12 protein-coding genes are annotated in these 18,657 nt (G+C 46.9%); 9 read left to right on the top strand and 3 right to left on the bottom strand.

Features of this window, described 5'->3' with window-relative positions:
* Nucleotides 1–102: 102 nt before the first annotated feature.
* Together ACYRYG_RS09380 and ACYRYG_RS09375 are read right to left on the bottom strand one after the other, a co-directional pair.
* Nucleotides 103–981: an FKBP-type peptidyl-prolyl cis-trans isomerase gene (locus ACYRYG_RS09380; protein ID WP_293416369.1), complete on the bottom strand. Its 879-nt coding sequence runs from the start codon at nt 979–981 to the stop codon at nt 103–105.
* Between the two features lie 133 nt (nt 982–1,114).
* Complete coding sequence (locus tag ACYRYG_RS09375; RefSeq protein WP_293416367.1) at nt 1,115–1,699, bottom strand: FKBP-type peptidyl-prolyl cis-trans isomerase; 585 nt, start codon at nt 1,697–1,699, stop codon at nt 1,115–1,117.
* A 163-nt stretch (nt 1,700–1,862) separates the two neighbouring features.
* Here ACYRYG_RS09375 and ACYRYG_RS09370 point away from each other — a divergent pair, with 163 nt between their 5' ends.
* The 7 genes from ACYRYG_RS09370 (at nt 1,863) to ACYRYG_RS09340 (ending at nt 14,934) form a co-directional block, all read left to right on the top strand.
* The gene (locus ACYRYG_RS09370) at nt 1,863–2,579 is read left to right on the top strand and encodes a Sir2 family NAD-dependent protein deacetylase (protein WP_293416365.1); all 717 of its coding nucleotides are present in this window, start codon (nt 1,863–1,865) and stop codon (nt 2,577–2,579) included.
* A 25-nt stretch (nt 2,580–2,604) separates the two neighbouring features.
* Nucleotides 2,605–4,269, top strand: coding sequence for a nucleoside kinase (locus ACYRYG_RS09365; RefSeq protein ID WP_293416363.1), 1,665 nt, complete (start codon nt 2,605–2,607; stop codon nt 4,267–4,269).
* 508 nt (nt 4,270–4,777) lie between these two features.
* Nucleotides 4,778–8,032, top strand: a complete 3,255-nt coding sequence (locus tag ACYRYG_RS09360) for a SusC/RagA family TonB-linked outer membrane protein (RefSeq protein WP_293416361.1) — start codon at nt 4,778–4,780, stop codon at nt 8,030–8,032.
* 12 nt (nt 8,033–8,044) lie between these two features.
* Complete coding sequence (locus ACYRYG_RS09355) at nt 8,045–9,802, top strand: RagB/SusD family nutrient uptake outer membrane protein (RefSeq protein WP_460198049.1); 1,758 nt, start codon at nt 8,045–8,047, stop codon at nt 9,800–9,802.
* 12 nt (nt 9,803–9,814) lie between these two features.
* Nucleotides 9,815–11,179 (top strand): glycan-binding surface protein, encoded by a 1,365-nt coding sequence (locus ACYRYG_RS09350; protein WP_293416358.1) that lies wholly within the window; start codon nt 9,815–9,817, stop codon nt 11,177–11,179.
* A gap of 37 nt (nt 11,180–11,216) precedes the next feature.
* Nucleotides 11,217–13,199: an IPT/TIG domain-containing protein gene (locus tag ACYRYG_RS09345; RefSeq protein ID WP_460198048.1), complete on the top strand. Its 1,983-nt coding sequence runs from the start codon at nt 11,217–11,219 to the stop codon at nt 13,197–13,199.
* A 19-nt stretch (nt 13,200–13,218) separates the two neighbouring features.
* Nucleotides 13,219–14,934: a glycosyl hydrolase gene (locus ACYRYG_RS09340; RefSeq protein WP_293430987.1), complete on the top strand. Its 1,716-nt coding sequence runs from the start codon at nt 13,219–13,221 to the stop codon at nt 14,932–14,934.
* Between the two features lie 436 nt (nt 14,935–15,370).
* On the opposite strand, the gene ACYRYG_RS09335 is transcribed toward ACYRYG_RS09340, so the two are convergent.
* Nucleotides 15,371–15,760 (bottom strand): helix-turn-helix domain-containing protein, encoded by a 390-nt coding sequence (locus tag ACYRYG_RS09335; protein WP_293430985.1) that lies wholly within the window; start codon nt 15,758–15,760, stop codon nt 15,371–15,373.
* 813 nt (nt 15,761–16,573) lie between these two features.
* Between ACYRYG_RS09335 and ACYRYG_RS09330 the strand changes: the two genes are divergently transcribed.
* Nucleotides 16,574–17,140, top strand: a complete 567-nt coding sequence (locus ACYRYG_RS09330; protein ID WP_460198047.1) for a DUF3575 domain-containing protein — start codon at nt 16,574–16,576, stop codon at nt 17,138–17,140.
* Between the two features lie 10 nt (nt 17,141–17,150).
* Nucleotides 17,151–18,614, top strand: coding sequence for a DUF3868 domain-containing protein (locus ACYRYG_RS09325; RefSeq protein WP_460198046.1), 1,464 nt, complete (start codon nt 17,151–17,153; stop codon nt 18,612–18,614).
* Nucleotides 18,615–18,657: the final 43 nt, after the last annotated feature.

Genomic DNA, 18,657 nt, shown 5'->3' with positions numbered 1-18,657 from the left:
TGAAAGAGAGACATCCCTTGCATTCATTATCCATCGGTCTGAAACCGTGCATAATTCACACGAGGGATGTCTCTTGTAAAATAAGTAAAAAGCAGCGGCAGATTATTTGCCGTTTACTGAAAGCAACTGGATCTTGAAGATGAGGGTGGAGAAAGGTTTGATAGGACCTTGTTCACGGTCACCATAGCCTAACTGAGCAGGAACGTAGATTTCCCATACGGAACCAGCTGGCATGTGCGTAAGTGCCTCTGTCCAGCCACGGATCACCTGATTGGCCCGCAGCTCGATAGGCTGGCCGCGCTTGAAGGAAGAATCAAAGACCTTCCCGTTGATCAGCCGTCCTTCATAGTTGACCTTTACGGTAGATGTGTCAGCCGGGATAGGGCCGTTTCCTTCTTTGATGACCTGATATTGCAGACCTGAGGGAAGGGTCTTTACGCCAGCCTTTTTCTTGTTGCCGGCCAGCCATTTCTCATTGGCTGCCTTGTAAGGACCATAGGTCTTCATCATACTCTTCTGCTTGATCTTCATCATCTTCACCTGGGCAATTTCACCAGCCTGCTGAATGGTCATGAGACCCTTCTTACCCGTTGTACCTGTGATAAAGCCGGCCATAAAGTTCTTCAGAGAGATGGACTTTGTAGAGTCATCACCGAACACTTCATGGTTGATCCCTTTCAGCATCTGATTGGAGATCTGCTGGCCGATCTGGATACCGGCATAGTAAGCAGCCTTTTTCTTGTTGTCACCGGCATTGGCACCATCGTTCAGACCTTTGATGAAGTCGGCCATGTACGTCGTGTCGATACCCATCCGCTGAACCAAGAACTCCTTCAGGCCCTGAGTCTGGGATAACCCTAAAGCGTATGACATCGTGTCTACGTCGGTTTTAAGGTCAGCTTTAGGCGTTGATTTGCCACAACTCGTAAACATCGTGGCAGCGCTGAGCGCTACAAGCGCTCCGATAAATAGTTTTTTCATTGTCGTTTATTTGTTTCTTTGTTTTATAGTCTTGTTCAGCCTTTCACTTCGTGTTTGATCTTATCTTTCAACCGGTTGAAGGAGAGGATAAGACAAGGGAAAGTCTGTGCCGGAGAGGAGGGGGCTGACCGGGTTATTTTACGGCGATTAATTCTACATCGAAAATCAGTGTTGCGTAAGGAGGAATGGACTTCCCAGCTCCTTGTTCTCCATAGCCCAGGTTATAAGGGATGAAGAATCTATATTTGGAACCTTCCTGCATGAGTTGCAGACCTTCTGTCCAGCCCGCAATGACCTGGTTCAATCCAAAGGTAGCCGTTTGGCCACGATCGTATGAACTGTCAAATTTCGTGCCATCGATCAAGGTACCCTCATAGTGGCATTCCACCTCATCGCTGGCGGCAGGCTTCCTGCCATCACCTTTGCGTAGGATCTGATATTGTAAACCGGAGGGCAGGGTGACAACGCCTTCTTTACTGGCATTCTCCTTGAGGAAATTTTCGCCTTCTTCCTTGGCTTTGGCGGTCAGTTCTTTGTCCTTCTTCTCGAAGAAATCATTGATCAGTTTTTGTGCGTCTGTTTCATCCATGGTGAGTGGATTGCCGGATATGCAGTCCTTGACGCTTTGAGCAAAGTCATCGATGCTGAAATCAGGAATGTTTAATTGGGCGAGTTGACGGCCGATGCCAATTCCCAGAGCGTAACTTAATTGATTCATAGGTTTTTACTTAATTCTTTATAAAAAGTTTATTTATCACGCAAAGATACGGCTTTTCTTGCGGAATGCAACGCAATTTGCGAAAAAAAACATTAAATTTGTGCTATCTTAAAGATAAATGTTTTGCCCTTCAGGACAAACAGTGAAACAAATAGATATGATCATGAAAAAGAATCTTGTGTTTTTAACAGGTGCAGGCATGTCTGTAGAGAGTGGTTTCTCTACGTTTCGTGGCAATAACGGTTTATGGGACAATTATCCTGTGGAGAAGGTCTGCTCTCATGAAGGCTGGCTGGCGGATCCGGAATTGGTTACCAACTTCTACAATAATCTGAGAAGGAAACTCTGGAAGGGACAACCGAATGACGGGCATCGGCTCATTAAAAAACTGGAGGAGGAGTATCGGGTGACGGTCGTCACTCAGAATGTGGATAATCTCCACGAGAAGGCGGGTTCCTCGAACGTCATCCATCTGCATGGGGAACTGACGAAGGTTTGTTCTTCTGATGATCCTTATAATCCGAAATATATTGAGGAACTGACCCCTGACCATTCAGATGTCAAACCCGGGACGAAGGCAAAGGATGGGAGTTTGCTGCGGCCTTTCATCGTCTTTTTCGGGGAGAGCGTACCTATGATCGAACCGGCGGCACAGGCTGTCATGAAAGCGGATATTTTTGTCGTGGTCGGGACTTCTCTCAATGTATATCCTGCAGCAGGATTGCTGCAGTATGCAGGAGCAGGCGTGCCGGTATATCTGATAGATCCTCATCCGCCGGTATCTTCTGCAAACCGGAAGGTTACGGTCATTGCCAAGGGAGCCGTTGAGGGGATGAAGGAGTTGTATCAGATCCTGACAAGGGATGGTTTGAAAGGATAAATGATAGATCGTAATTTGAGTAAGTATGAAACAACAAGTTGTACGTATACGCTGCAAAAATAATAATAAGATTCAGAATGTTCCTATTGGAAGCACACTCTCCGAAGTTTTCCGGGACTTTAATCTCCAGATGGACTATGGCCCCATTAACTGTAAGGTAAATAATAAGGTAGAGGGGTTGCATTTCCGTGTCTATCATAATAAGGATGTGGAATTCATGGACATGCACACCTCATCAGGGTCCCGTAATTATACGCGGACCTTGTTCTTTGTTTGCTGTAAGGCCGTGCATGATCTTTATTCAAATTCGAAGGTTATCATTGATATTCCGGTATCCAATGGGTACTATGTAGACCTCCAGATCGGCCATGCCGTAGGACTTGAGGACGTGAAGAAGATCCGGGAACGGATGCAGGAAATCATTGATGCGGAGATTCCAATCCGACGTTTCGAGGTGTTGACGGAGGATGCGGTCAAAATGTTTCAGGATAAGGGGGATATGGAAAAGGTCAAACTGTTGAATAGTTCCGGTAGCCTTTACACTACTTATTATCAGATAGATGATTATGTAGACTATTACTATGGCTCTCTTTTGACGAATACCAAATATCTCTATCTGTTCGGTCTGGAGAAATTCTATGATGGGATGCTGTTACGCATCCCCAGTCTCGAGGATCCGGGCGTCTTGCTTGGAATGACCCATCAGGACAAGATGTTCGAGATCTTCAAGGAACATCACCATTGGCAGGATATTATAGGTATCCGTACGGTGGGTGATTTCAATGAGGCGGTGGAGAGAGGGAGGACGACGGTCTTGATCAATGTCTCTGAGGCTCTGCAGGAAAAGAAAATTGCCCAGATAGCGGATGAGATAGCCAACCGTAAAGGTACGAGGCTGGTGCTGATCGCCGGCCCGTCTTCCTCTGGGAAGACAACAACCTGCAAGCGACTGTCCATCCAACTCATGGCCAATGGGATCATGCCTCTTCAGATCTCTATGGATAATTATTTCGTGGACCGGCAGCACACTCCGAAGGATAAAGATGGTAACCTGGACTATGAGAGTATCCATGCCTTGAACCTGGACTTGCTCAATCAACAACTGATGGCTTTGTTCCGTGGAGAGGAAATAGAATTGCCGAAATATAATTTCCAGACCGGGAAGAGTGAAGCCAGTGGCGTCAAACTGAAGATGGGTGATCATAATGTCCTCGTGATGGAGGGTATCCATGCCTTGAATCCGGAACTGACGGCTAAAATTCCTGAAGAATATAAGTTTCGGGTCTATGCTTCAGCCTTGACGAGCATCCTGTTGGATGACCATAATTATATCCCCACAACGGATAACCGGCTCCTGCGCCGGATTATCCGTGATAATAAGTATCGTGGGGTCAGCGCCCAGCAGACGATCCAGCGATGGCCGTCTGTCCGGGCCGGTGAGAGTAAATGGATTTTCCCTTATCAGGAGAATGCTGATGAAATGATCAATACGGCTTTGCTCTTTGAGATTGCCGTGATCAAAACTCAGGCTGAACCGTTGCTTCAGCAGGTCCCTGAAAATTGTGAGGAGTATTCGGAAGCTTATCGCTTGTTGAAATTCTTGAGGTATTTCAAACCGGTCTCTTATCGGGATATTCCTCCGACAAGTCTGCTGCGTGAGTTTCTGGGAGGAAGTTCTTTCAAGTATTAATTTACGGAGTACGGGCAGAACCAATGGACTGCCATGTACTTTCTGGGATTGGGGAGGCGGAAGTCTCCCCTTTTTTGTTGGCTGCTGTTTCCTCTGGTCCTTGGGGAAGAATGATAAGGAACTTGGAAAAGGGTGTCAGACTCCATTTCCTTTCTGGGAGTAAATGGGGGAGGACTGGTTCTGATCCTGAGAAAAACAGAAATCGGGTGCCTCTGGATATGGCCCGGGTAGAAATTCCTGCTTTCCCCTGGTTCAGCCTTGTGAGACAAGTATTTATTGAATAGTTTTGTATTTTCTTAATGTCTGCCAGCATATATTTTGCTTTTTTAAGCGTAAATGCAAAATAATGTTAGGATCTGTCAAATGAGTATTATAGTAATTTATCCATTTTATTTATATTTGCAAATTGAAAAATGGATAAACTATTAACGTAAATATTGTAAGACCTTTTTATCCAATCCAGCATAAGAAGATAAAAATTTAAATTTATAATTATAATCTAAAATGTATGAAACAAAGCCGCAATAAGATCACGTTACTGGCGGGATTCTGTTCTTTAGCTTTATTGAGCTTTAGTCCGGCAGTCTACGCAGCAGGGGAAGGATCATTCCCTTCAATCGTGCAACAAAACAAGAAGGTCACTGGGGTCATATCAGATGAACAGGGACCTATCATCGGTGCTACCGTAAGGATCAAGGGTGGTTCGACAGGAACGGTGACGGATATAGATGGCCATTATAGTCTTGAGGTCTCTCCGGGCGAAACTCTGGAGATCTCTTATGTGGGCTATGTGACTCGTCTGATTAAGGTTAATAACCAGTCTGTGATCAACGTAACCTTGAAAGAGGATCATCAGAATCTGAATGAGGTGGTGGTCGTCGGATATGGTAGCATGAAGAAGAGTGACATCTCGGGCGCTTCTTCCACCTTGAATGATGATGCTATAAAGAATAGTATTATCTCATCTGTTGATCAGTCTTTGCAAGGCCGTGTGGCCGGTATAACAGCCATGCAGACCTCCGGCGCACCGGGATCATCTACCTCCGTCAGGGTCCGTGGTACAGCCACGTTGAATTCCAATGCTGAACCTCTGTATGTCATCGACGGGGTCATCTTTCAGAGCAATGGTTCTACTGGGTCGAGCCTGGGTTTCGGTGATGCACTGGGCAATGGACAGATCTCGACGATCTCTCCGTTGTCTACTCTGAACCCGGATGATATTCAGTCAATAGAAATCCTGAAGGATGCTTCGGCTACTGCTATTTATGGTGCCCAGGGTGCAAATGGTGTTATCCTGATCACGACAAAGAGGGGAAAGGCCGGAAAATCCAAGTTTACCTATGACGGGAGTGTCGCCTGGAGCCGTCAGGCCAGACGCCTGGATATTATGAACCTCCGTGATTATGCGGGATTCTATAATGATTTTGTCAAGACCGGACAGGCGGATCCGAATGATTACTACTCCGATCCTTCCCTGCTGGGAAGGGGTACCAACTGGCAGGACGCAATCTTCCAGACGGCTTTTCAGGACCAGCACCAACTTTCTGCCGAGGGTGGAAATGACCAGGTGAAATATTTTGTGTCCGGCGGATACCTGAACCAGGAAGGGACAATCATCGGAAGTAACTTTGACCGGCTTTCCTTCCGTTCTAATCTGGATGCTAAATTGAAAAGTTGGCTGAGGATGGGATTCAATGCCAGTTTTGCAAATACTCATGACAAACTCCTTCAGGCTGATGGCGATGAGGGGGTCGTCAACTATTCTCTGACCACGCTTCCTGATATACCTATTTATAATATCGATGGGGGATATTCCTCTATTGTCAGGGAAGGATTTACTAATCCGAACCCTATCGCTCTTGCCTTGATGGACGACATCAGACTCCATCGGCAGAAATTGAGCGGCAGCCTGTTCTTTGATATTACTCCGATAAAGCATCTGGTTTATCATGCTGAGTTTGGCTGGGATTTGAACTGGAGTCAGGGTGATACTTATATGCCTACCGTTGATTTAGGTACCTGGAAACGCTCCAAGAATGAGAGCCGGATCCAGAAAAATACAGGAACGTACTGGACCATTAAGAACTATGTCACCTATTCAAATACGTTAGGCCTGCATTCTTTCAGCGCAATGGTCGGACAGGAGGCCTGGAAGAGTCATTGGGATTACATTTCTACTGATAACACAGGACTGCCGTCTGATGCCGTCCATAACCCGTCACTTGGAACGGGTACTCCTCAGATTACTAATGGATGGGGGACGACCACGATGGCTTCGTTTTTCGGCCGACTGACCTATAACTATGCTGACCGCTATATGGCTACGGCCACTCTTCGTTTTGACGGAAGCTCCAACTTCGGTCCAAACAAGCGGTGGGCTTCTTTTCCTTCTTTTGCCGTGGGCTGGCGTTTTACCAATGAGAAGTTTGTCCAGAGTTGGACCAGGAACTGGCTGAATAATGGCAAGCTTCGTATTGGCTGGGGAGCTACCGGCAATGCCGGTGATAAGGCTTACCGCTGGGGAACGACCATCACCCGTATGCCCTCTTTCCTGGGCATGGGCTACCGCCCTTCCAATATACCTAATCCGGATGTCAAATGGGAGTCACAGAAACAGTGGAACGTGGGGCTGGATCTTGGTTTCTTCAATGACCGTATCGGAATCACTGCCGACTGGTACCGCAAGGAGTCTAAAGATCTGTTGATGCTGTCTCAGTTGCCTTCTTTCATGGGTACTTCCGGCAATGTGTCCTCGGCTCTGACTGCTCCATACGGAAACTATGGTGATCTGCTGAATACGGGTTTGGAACTTACCTTGAATACTCATCCTGTTGTCGGAAGATTTCAGTGGGATTCTAATTTCGAGATCTCCTGGAACAAGAGCACCCTGCAATCCTTGCAAGGCGCAACCAGCACTAATCTGGTGGGTTACGGACAATGGAACGATGTGGTGAGCGTTACCCGTGTAGGGGGACAACTGTTCGATTTTTACGGTTATGTGACGGATGGGATCTATCAGAACCTGAAAGATCTTCAGACTTCGGCCAAACCTGAGAAATATCCGGCTGACGGGAAGTTTAACCGGAACAATACGGTGTATGTCGGTGACATCAAATACAAAGATCTCAACGGGGATGGTGTCATTGATGCCAAGGACCAGACTGATCTGGGGCATGCGCTGCCGAAGTTTACCTGGGGCTGGACAAATACTTTCCGTTATCAGAATTTTGATCTTACCGTTTTCATCAATGGATCGGTGGGAGCCAAAGCCCTCAACTACATGAAGATGAAATTGACGGAAATGAATACTACCTGGTCAAACCAGTTGAAAGATGTGCTGAACCGTGCCATACTTGAACCGATAGATCCTACGGTTGTCTATACGGACGGAAGTCACTGGTATGATCATGTCGAAAACGTAAAGGTGGCCAATCCGGGGGCAACCATGCCGCGCGCCACGCTTTCTGATCCTAACAATAATGACAGGATCAGTGATCGTTACATCGAGAATGCTTCCTATCTGAGAATGAAGAATATCGCCTTGGGTTATACGTTCCCTAAGAAATGGATTGATCATTTCGGCGTTTCGAATCTAAGAGTGTATTTCAATATCCAGAATCTTTTCACCATTACTCCTTATGACGGGTATGATCCTGAAATCGGCAGAAGTACGAATGATTCTAATGGATTCTCCTATAATGTGGATGCCGGGAGATACCCCTCACCGATCACCTTTTCTTTTGGTCTTAACCTAACATTCTAACTCGTATTGATTATGAAATTAAGGGATTTAAAATCTATTGTACTGGCTGTCATCACAGGGGTAAGTTTTACTGCCTGCAATAACTTCCTCGACCAGCCGGCTACAGATAATTATAATGCAGATAATTTCTATCAGAATGATGCCCAGTGTATTCAGGGGGTCAATTATCTGTACAATTCACCCTGGTATGACTTCCAGAGAGGATTCATCAAGGTAGGTGAGGTCCTCTCCGGTAACTATATGTGGCAGAACAGTCCTTATCTTACCTTTACGGTCAACAGTACTGATGAGGACTTGGTGAATATGAGCTATTCGCTGTGGAATGTTGTTGGCAATACCAACATCGTGTACAATAATCTCAAGAAGGCCAGCGGTCCTTCAGAGGCGGTCAGAAACCAGTGTATGGGTGAGGCACTGACATGGAAAGCAATGGCTTATTTCTACCTGGTCCGTACTTTTGGTGCTGTGCCGATCGTACATGATAATTCTGCTTCTATTGGCAACAAGGAGTACAGCACGATGCGCAGGGTGCAGAAAAGTGACGTCTATGAGTATATCGTCATGACTCTTGAACAGGCGATGAAAGATCTCCAGGGGGTCAGGACTCCTGATAATGGGCGTATCGATTACTATTCTGCTGAGGCGCTGCTGGCTAAAGTCTATCTGACGAAGAGTGGCGTCAATGCCAATGGGAACGGAAAGCGTGACGAGGATGATCTGGCCAAGGCTGCTGCGTATGCCAAGGATGTCATAGATAACTCGGGACGCAGTCTGCTGGCAAACTATTCCGACAATTTCCGTCTGGCTGATAATAATAATCCGGAGAGCCTGATTGCCTGGAAATGGGTGGTCAGTAACCTGTGGACCTCTCAGAACACCTTGCAGAGTGACCTTGCCCAGGTAGGCTTCGATGAGTATGGAGACTGCTGGGGTGGCTATGACGGCCCTTCCGTAGATCTTCAGGATGCTTTCGGGGTCAGTGCCTTGCAGAATCCTTCGACACGGTCTGATATAGATTCGCGCCGCAAGGCTACCATGATGATGGCGGGGGATTTCTATGATTATTTCTGGAGGGACAAAACGGACTGTAAGGGACGTAAGGGGTTCAATTATCTCCAGTTTATCTACGACAAGAACTATGGTGCAGGTGGACCTAATGGAGAACTTCAGAGTCCTACCGGGGCAAATGATGTGAAGCATCTTTATGGTGATGATGCTGATCATGTCGCTGGTGTGGGTACCTCTGCCGCACGGATGGCCAGTTCTCTGTCTACGCATATCCTCCGGCTGAGCGACATCTATCTGGTCTATGCTGAGGCGGTCATCGGCAATAACGGTTCTACGACGGATCCTGGTGCCATTGATGCCTTCTACCAGGTCCGCCATCGGGCTATCCCCAGCTACAAGCGTCCTGCTTCCATTTCCTGGACGGATGTGTGGAAAGAGCGCCGTCTGGAACTGGCCATGGAAGGTGACCGGTGGTATGATTATGTGCGCCGGAGCTATTTTGATATGGATGGAGCAATCAAGGAGCTCAAGTCTCAGAGAAGGAACCAGTACTATAACCTGGGGATGGTCTATAAGCGGTATTATGAGAGTGGTATCTGGAGCGTAGACTCGACGGTAACGCGCTATAATACGGATACTCCTGCACCGAATGTGACGGCTTCAAGTTTTACCCTTCCTTTCCCGCAGAATGATGTGGTCATTGACCCGAGCCTGAATGATCCTCCAATCCATGTAGATGTGCGCAAAACTTATTCTTATTAATCATCGAGTAAAATGAAAACAAGAAATATATATAGATTCACGTACCTGCTTCTGGCTGTGGCCGGAATGGTACTGGCCTCTTGTGAAGATCAGCCGGATAAGTTTAAACTCGCAGGCGGGTCTCCTGAGGTGGATTATATCCGGGTGGCGGCTGATACGACGACCTATAAGACCGGAGGCACAACGATCGGCTATTCGGATCTGAATGCGACGAAGGCAAGCATGCAGTCTGTGCTCTGTCTGGTAGGAAACAACCTCAGGAGCATCAAGGAGATGTACTTCAATGACCAGAAGGCGATCCTCAATACCAGTTACATCACGGATCATACGCTCTTCGTGGCTGTTCCTAACGAGATCCCGAGTAAGGTGACGGATAAGATCTATATGGTCAATAAGGGTGGGGACACGACGACGTACGATTTCCATGTGATCATCCCTGCTCCTGTCGTGAGTTCTCTTTCTTATGAATATGCGCCTGCGGGCACGGACGTCACCCTCACGGGAGACTATTTCGTCAATGATCCGAGTACCCCGCTGGCCATCAGTGTAGGCAACAACAAGACGCCGGTCACGCAGATCAAGAGTATCAGCAAGACATCTGTTACCTTTACCATGCCTGAGGGTGCTGATGAGGGACCGGTGTCCGTAACTTCTATTTACGGTACGACCAGATCTTCTTTCCATTACAAGGAATCCCGTGGCATGCTGTTCGACTTTGACGGTCTGACAGGTCTTGGCAATCATGGGTGGCACAATCGTCCGATCGCTACGGACAGCACGACATCTACGGGAAACTTTATCCAGTTCGGAGACGGTACGGCTGCAATGCCGGCTGCCGGTGACTGGGATGATGCTGATTTCGCCTTTGAGTACTGGCCGGGGAGCTTTGATACTCCCGTGGACTATCCTGCAGAGGGCAGGAAGTTGACTTCATTGGTTGATTTCTCTAACTGGAAAAATCTGGCACTTCAGTTTGAAATGTATATTCCTTCTTCTCATCCCTGGTCAGCCGGTGCCATGCAGATCATCTTTGCGGGTATTGACCGTGTCACTTATGGCAATACCGGAAAGGATGTTGACGGGAATACGGTAGCTGGCCCTAACAACGAATTTATGGAGGATGATGTCTTGCCCCGTGCGCTCTATCGTCCCTGGACGGCTACTGGTTCTTATGATACCGGTAACAAATGGGTCACGGTAACCTTGCCACTGGCCACGGACTTCATTTATGGATTCAGTGGCATCAGGGCTACTGGCTCATTGAGTCCCAAGGACTTTACGGGTCTTACTATCTTTATTGTCGGGGGAGGAATCAATGGTACCGACTGCAAACCGATTATCCGGCTGGATAATATCCGTGTCATTCCTCTGAATTAATCGAGGGAGAGAAAAGAATCATAAAAATCTGAACTTTATGAAAATTAATAGAATAAAGACCTTACTTATCTTTGTGGCCATCGCTTTGGCGGGATTGACCTTTGCCTCCTGCAGTCATGATGACCTCAATACAGACCAGTATACCGGGACTAAAATGAATGTTTATGGTCCTAACCCGGTGGCCCGTGGAGGACAACTCCGATTCCTGGGTTCAAACATGAACGATGTCGTGAAGATCACCATTCCCGGATCGGGGGATGTGACTGATCTGAAACACGTCAGTGACAAGGAAGTAGATGTGACCGTGCCCCAGAATGCTGAGGTCGGTTATGTGACGCTGACTTTCAAGGACGGAACCAAGCAGATTTCCAAGACCCAACTGACCTATTCTGAGCCGATCAGCATTGCCAGTATTTCGCCGGAAACAGTGAATCCGGGTGATGTCATTACGATCAAGGGTGAGTATCTGAACCTTATCCATGCGGTCATCTTCTCAAACAACATCAGTATAGGTGACAGCGCTTTCATTGTTCATTCCCGGAATGAGATCCAGATCGCCGTCCCAGAGACGGCTCAGTCCGGACCGGTCATCCTGAGTGATGAGAAAGGTGATCTGCCGCAATGGATATACAGTCAGAAAGACCTTGTCGTGAACCTGCCGACGGTGACCGGATTGTCTCCGACCACGATCCTCCCGGGTTCTAAGTTGACCATTAATGGTACTCATCTCGACTGGGTGAAGAGTGTGACGGTCGGCGGGGTAGCAACAACGGATTTCAGTGTGGCGAAGGATGCGGCAAGCATGACGGTTACCGTTCCGGTAAATGCCCCTTCCGGAGAGGTCACCCTGGTGGCCAAATCGGGTGTCAGCGTGGATGCCGGGAAGATAGAGCCTTTGAATCCGTCAGATCTCAAAGTCAGTCCTGATCCGGTCAAGAACGGAGCTGTGCTGACCATCACCGGCAAGAACCTTATTAATGTAACTGGCGCGACCTTCCCTCATTCCGATATGGTCTCGCCAGGTGGGGTGACGGCAAATTCGGTTACCTTTACGGTTCCTTCTACGGCACAAGCTGGTGATATTACACTTGTCCAGTCCAATGGTTTTAAGGTGACGGTGGCTTATTCGCTGGTTGCACCAACGGTGAGCAGTTTTGTTCCTGCATCTGTGCCTCAGGGGACGACACTGACGGTCAATGGAACGGATCTGGATCTCGTGGACCAGGTGACGTTTACGGGAATGGCCGTTCCGACGGCGATCTCTCAGCAATCGGCAACTTCTTTCCAGGTGCTCGTTCCCTCCGGGGCTTTAAGCGGGAAGATGACCCTTAATCTGAAGAATGGCACTTCTCTGGAGACTCCTGTCATAACGGTCACCGAGCCGCTTGTTCCTACAGTGACCGGCGCGGGTGCGACGGCAAATCCGGGCGGGATGCTGACGATTACCGGTGCTCATCTTGATGAGGCCGGGGAATTCTTCCTGGGCGATTATGGCTTGGTGACGGAGAAGGCTGCCGCTGGATCGGCACAGGTGAAAATCCCGGCAGATATTCCTTACGGGACCTATACGATCAAGTTTATCAACAAGGACGGTAACCTGGAGACTTCGAATGTGCAGGTAGCTGTAACCAGTCCTGAATATATGGTGTTCGATACGCCGACGACAATCTCAGGATGGGGTGATCCGAGAATTCATCTGGACCGTACTACACCTACGGATCTCTCGAAGCTGACGATCGTCCCGGGGGTCTCCAAGATGATGGTCTACTACGATGCGCCTGCCTGGTTTGACCTGCAGTTTAATGATGCTGGCTGGAACTCATACGGAGAGGTAAAGGCAGATGCTAGTTCTACGCTGACAGATGGTGCTGCTCCTATAGGAAACAATCAGAAGGTGGCGATCACCATCACCGCAGCTATGCTTAAGGCCTGGAACGTCCAGGATGGCTGGTCGAATTACTTTACGATCATTCAGGGTGATGGTGGCGTAACGGTCAATAAAATCACCATTTTACCTTAATATTTAAGTTTTGTCAATTATGAAAATATCACGTTTGTTGATTGCCTTTATTGCAGCTCTGGCCTTTGCCGGCTGCAGTAATGATGTGGACATTCCTATTGCGGACACGACGGCACCCGTTCTCAAGACGGTCTCCCCGGACCAGAAAACGGTGGAGCGTCCCGGAACTAAGGATATTGCCCTGGGGTTCAATAAGAATATATTCTTCTATTCTGGTGATGCCGGCCAGATCACCCTGAACGGGAAGGCGGTCACTTCGGCTGAAGTGATCGGGTCTGACTCTGTCCTTCACATCCAGGCCCAGTTTCCCTCGGGCACGGATACTTATGATCTCGAGGTCCCTGCAGGCTTGATTACCGGGCCTAATAAAATGCCGGTGCCTGCGGTCTCGGTGAAATGGACGGGGGTGACGGTGGCTGTCGCTGCTACTCCGGCGAATGATGCCGTAAACGCAGATGCGAAGGCTTTGTATGACCGTCTATTTAAATCGTATGGAAATCAGATCTATTCTGGGATGATGGCTAACGTCGACTGGAACCATACGCCTGCTGACCATGTGGATGCGGTTACTGGCAAATATCCGGCTATTGCGGGTTATGATTTTATCCATCTGGCAAATTCCGGTGAGAACTGGATCAACTATGATGATATTACTCCGGTCAAGGAGTATGCCGATGCGGGGGGTATGGCTACGATCTCATGGCACTGGAATGTTCCGAACACTCCTTTGGCTGCACAGGATCAGGTGATGACGAGTAATTGGGGTGCTTACCTTCAGATCACTCCCGGGGGGAATGCGGATGATCGAAGGGCGCTCTCTGCCCTGGCGGCTGCTGCTGCTGGTGACAAACTGGTAGTGGAGTTCAAGGATGTAAAGAGTGGAGCCCAGGCTTCTATCAAAGATGCCAACTGGTCTGGCGTCAAGGACGCTGATGACAATTCCTATGATTATTTCAATATTGATCAGTCGAATGGTAAATTTGGAAATGAGGTCAATGATGTCAACTCTTTGGAACTGACACTTGACGCCACCTCGGCTGCTGATATTCAGAAGGGCGTTATCATCACGGGACATGACTATACCGTCACTCGTGTGTTCCTTGTCAAGAAGGGTAAGGATGACTATTCCTATCGTCCTGATGGTACCAGTTTTTCCTGTGACAGTATCCTGAAAAGCGGAACGCTGGAGAATAAGATCATGAATCAGGACCTGGCCCGGGTGGCTGCCCATTTGAAGGACCTCCAGAACGCCGGGATCCCCGTGCTCTGGCGTCCTCTTCACGAAGCTGCCGGAAATATCCCGTCAGGGGGCAGTGCCTGGTTCTGGTGGGGGACTGCAGGGGCTGCCCAGTATAAGGCGCTCTGGCAGTATATGTTTGATTATATGAAGAATGCTGGTGTCAATAATCTGCTGTGGGTATGGACAGGAGACGAGAACTGCGCCGACTGGTACCCCGGTGACGGGTACGTGGACTTTGTAGGAGCGGATATTTATAATGAGAGCGATGCCTCCGTGATCGCTGCTCGGTTCAATAACATGCAGTATACTTATCTGCATAAGATGATGACTCTGAGTGAATGTGGTGCCATCGCCAACATTTCCGATGTATGGAATGCCGGTGGCCATTGGTCCTGGTTTATGCCCTGGTACGGTGACAATAGTCCTGGGGTTCCTCAGGCTACGGATGATTGGTGGACGGAAGCCATGAAGTTTGCCGATACGGTATCCAGGTAGGTGTTTTTATTTATCAAATTTGGAATCAGCGGGAAAGACTTTTTCTTCCTGCTGATTTTTTTTATTATTCTTCCTTTAGGGGTGATGGCAGGTTACAACTGCTTATCATCTGCTTTATGTCTGTACGTCACGGAGATGTTCATTGTTGAACTCGATGCACCATAGAGGCCATCCCGATGTACCATAGAGATCCTCCCAATGTACCATACAGATTATCCCGATGCACCATAGCGTTTTTTTCTATGAATGATACGGCAGTGTGCAATGCACTCTTCAGCGAAAACTGATTGTGATCGTGAAAGTCAGGGACTATGGCGGTAGCTTTAATTTTGCAATTCTTCAATGAAATTATAGGGGAGGGTCTGTTTTTCAGGCATAGAAGGAGGTCTGACCGAAGAGATCAATGGCTATTCGGCTTTTGGATTGTACATTTTAATTATCCTACATTTTTGCTTTTTGGAGTTTCTACAGATTGAATGCCTTTTTTCAAACATTCCAATAGCATTTTTTCCAACTCTGAATTCTTATCCGCTAGATTTTGAATCTGAGTCATTAAATGTTTGATTTGTTCTTGATAAAAGTTTTTATCCTCATTGTTGATGGGCCGGATTGCTGGTTGAAGGGAAATCATGTTCCCTTTTCCTGATAATAACCATTGAGCCGAAATGTTTTCACATTTTGTGTATATAAGCTCTGAATCGAATGATTTTCTGTTGATCCACATGCTCAATGCTTGTGGAGATATTCCTAATTTAGCTGCAAATCGTGCTTTATTGCCATGCGAATAGTAATTAATCAGGCTTTCAAGCATTTTATCCTTTTCCATAACCACAAAGTTAAAATACACTAAAAGTGAATAAAAAGTACACTTAAAGTTTTTTTATTAAAACAAATTGTTTATCTTTGCGGGTAATCACTTACCTGCACCGTTAGCTTACTTTACAAATATACGGATTTTAGGTGAGATGACAAAACAAAATTAAGAAGAAGAATGAAAGGTAGATGAAAGAGAATTTAGGAGTGAGAAAAGTGAAGTGTTGATATCAATGGAGAGTAGTGGGCAACATTTTATGCCTTCGTGGATTTCCGTTCAGTCAGAGAAATGAGAGATGCGTACTGTCTTTGGAGAAACTTTTTAGAGACAGGAAAATACTCGAATACGAGTCCTTCTTATAAAGAAGAATTCAATTGGTGTTTTCTAATATTCAAAATGACAAAAAAGCACGTATGAAAAGTACTGAGATGTTGATGATTGTAAAAATGACATCGATAGATCAGATTTGTTGTGGCTTATCTCGAAATTTGTACTTACTTTAAAATTGATTTAAGGTTAAAATACGATCGTGAGATGGTAAATGAGAATTTCTCAGGGTGATGGTGATGAAAAAAGAGAGTAATAGAAAATCTTGACGTAATGATCTGAGAATCTTGCCTGAAGAAAATGTTTTGTAAAGCGAAGACCGGCAAGTGAATGCGGATTCAGGTGTTTTTATGATACAATAGTCTGAATCACAACGAGCGAGAGATGCAGGAATGCGCAGTTTATACTTGATAATGAGTACAAATGCGAAAAAGCTATAGTAGATTAGAGACGTTGATTTTCGGAATGATTATATATGAAATAAACTTGTGAATTAATATGAAAAGACTTATTCTGCTTGTCTTAGGGGGATTCCTCTTGACAACGGGTGTAACCGCACAGGAATTGGCTGTAAAAACGAATCTGCTTTATGATGCTACTACTACGGGTAACATTGGCGTTGAAGCTGGCCTGTCTAAAAAGTGGACGCTGGATGTTTCCGGTAACCTTAATCCCTGGACTTTCAGTAATAACAAGAAAATCAAGCACTGGATGGTGCAGCCGGAGGCCTGTTACTGGCTCTGTGAAAAATTTAACGGGAGTTTCTTTGGAATACATGCTCACGGCGGACAGTTTAATGTCTCAGACTGGGATTTTCCTATTTCTTTTAAAGCACTCAAGCATAATCGTTATGAAGGTTGGTTCTACGGGGCTGGCGTCAGCTATGGCTACCAGTGGGTCATGAGCAAGCATTGGAACCTGGAAGGTAATATAGGTGCGGGTTATGCCCGTATCCATTATAGTAAATACCCTTGCTCGGATTGTGGACAAAAATTAAAAGAGGGTAATTATAATTACTGGGGTGTGACCAAACTCGGAATTTCATTAGTTTATTTCTTAAAATAATCTGAATAGGATGAAAGCAAAATATATCTTACTTACTTTACTTGCCTGCATGACGGTGTCAACGCGTATCCAGGCACAGCCTGACTATTTACAGGGCGTAAAAACCGAGAATCTGAAGGCTGACCGTCAGGATGGCAATGTAGCAGTTGCTATGAATATTATTGTAGACGGCCTCGATATTAAATCCAATGACATGGTCATCCTTACTCCAGTCATAAAATCAAACCGTGACGAGACTGCTCTGCAACTGGCTCCGGTGGTGCTTGCCGGAAACAGGCGTTCCAAGATTCTCCGGCGCAAACAGTATTTCCATCATCCGCTGGATCTGAATACTGAGGAGGCCCCGTACGCTGTTGTCCGCAGAGACAATAACAAGAGACAGGAGATAGTCTATCGGACGACGGTACCAGCTGCAGACTGGATGAAAAATGCAGCCCTGGTCCTGAATGAACAGGTCAAAGGCTGTGCCGACTGCACCAGCAGATCGGGACTTGTAGATTCTTTGAATCCCCGTATCCTGCCCGGAGACTATATCCCGGCTTACCAACTCACTTACATAATGCCGCAGGCAGAAGTGAAGACCCGCAGTGACCGCCATTCCGCCACTTTCAATTATGTGGTGGATCGCTATGACCTTCATAGGGACTATAAAGACAATGCCCGGAAACTGGACGAAGTCGACCGGATCATCAATGAGATCCGGAACAACTCTGATTTTATCATCCGGAAGATTGACATCGCCGGATACGCCTCTCCGGAAGCATCTGTGGCTCATAACCGCATGCTGGCGAAAAACCGGGCTGAATCCTTTGCCACTTACTTGAATGCCCAATTCGGCATTCTCCGGAACAGATTGAACATAAAGAGCTACGGGGAGGACTGGAACGGTTTGCGCGAGGCCGTAGATACTTCCTCTTTAGCTGACAAGCAGGCCGTATTGGACATCATTGACCATATTGGAAATCCGGATGCACGTGATGCACGGCTGAAAAAGCTTTCAGGAGGCAGTACTTACCGTACCCTGCTGGATGATTTCTACCCGGCCCTTCGCCGGACGGAATACACCATTATATATAATGTCCGTCCGTTCAGCGTGGAAGAGGCCCGTGAAATCATCAAGACCAATCCGAAATTGTTGAGTCTCAACGAAATGTATATGGTAGCCCGTAGCTATCCTGCCGGCAGCAAGGAATTCAAGGATGTGTTCGACATCTCTGCACGTCTGTATCCCGACAATAGCATTTCAATCATCAATTCAGCATCTGCTGATATCGAAGGAGGCAATGTGAATGCCGCGTTGGAACGGCTGTCGAAAATCGAATCCGATCCGAAGACCTGGAATGATTTCGGTGTGGCCTATGCCAGGAAAGGTGATTTTACAAAGGCTAAGGAATACTTCGATAAAGCGGCAACAGCCGGAGATGAGAATGTATCCTATAACCTGGAGGAATTAGGAAAAGAGAGAAATCAATAATAAATATATTACTATTCAGAAATTTATTATTCAAATTTAATTT

The sequence above is a fragment of the Segatella asaccharophila genome (assembly GCF_054687055.1).
Note: the sequence above shows the minus strand (reverse complement) of the source record. Positions and strands in the feature narration are given on the sequence as shown.

What these genes read in the sequence shown, in the direction of transcription:
- ACYRYG_RS09375 (WP_293416367.1), bottom strand. Translation starts at nt 1,699, where the DNA reads ATGAATCAATTAAGTTACGCTCTGGGAATTGGCATCGGCCGTCAACTC.
- ACYRYG_RS09380 (WP_293416369.1), bottom strand. Translation starts at nt 981, where the DNA reads ATGAAAAAACTATTTATCGGAGCGCTTGTAGCGCTCAGCGCTGCCACG.
- ACYRYG_RS09370 (WP_293416365.1), top strand. Translation starts at nt 1,863, where the DNA reads ATGAAAAAGAATCTTGTGTTTTTAACAGGTGCAGGCATGTCTGTAGAG.
- ACYRYG_RS09335 (WP_293430985.1), bottom strand. Translation starts at nt 15,760, where the DNA reads ATGGAAAAGGATAAAATGCTTGAAAGCCTGATTAATTACTATTCGCAT.
- ACYRYG_RS09325 (WP_460198046.1), top strand. Translation starts at nt 17,151, where the DNA reads ATGAAAGCAAAATATATCTTACTTACTTTACTTGCCTGCATGACGGTG.
- ACYRYG_RS09340 (WP_293430987.1), top strand. Translation starts at nt 13,219, where the DNA reads ATGAAAATATCACGTTTGTTGATTGCCTTTATTGCAGCTCTGGCCTTT.
- ACYRYG_RS09360 (WP_293416361.1), top strand. Translation starts at nt 4,778, where the DNA reads ATGAAACAAAGCCGCAATAAGATCACGTTACTGGCGGGATTCTGTTCT.
- ACYRYG_RS09350 (WP_293416358.1), top strand. Translation starts at nt 9,815, where the DNA reads ATGAAAACAAGAAATATATATAGATTCACGTACCTGCTTCTGGCTGTG.
- ACYRYG_RS09345 (WP_460198048.1), top strand. Translation starts at nt 11,217, where the DNA reads ATGAAAATTAATAGAATAAAGACCTTACTTATCTTTGTGGCCATCGCT.
- ACYRYG_RS09365 (WP_293416363.1), top strand. Translation starts at nt 2,605, where the DNA reads ATGAAACAACAAGTTGTACGTATACGCTGCAAAAATAATAATAAGATT.
- ACYRYG_RS09330 (WP_460198047.1), top strand. Translation starts at nt 16,574, where the DNA reads ATGAAAAGACTTATTCTGCTTGTCTTAGGGGGATTCCTCTTGACAACG.
- ACYRYG_RS09355 (WP_460198049.1), top strand. Translation starts at nt 8,045, where the DNA reads ATGAAATTAAGGGATTTAAAATCTATTGTACTGGCTGTCATCACAGGG.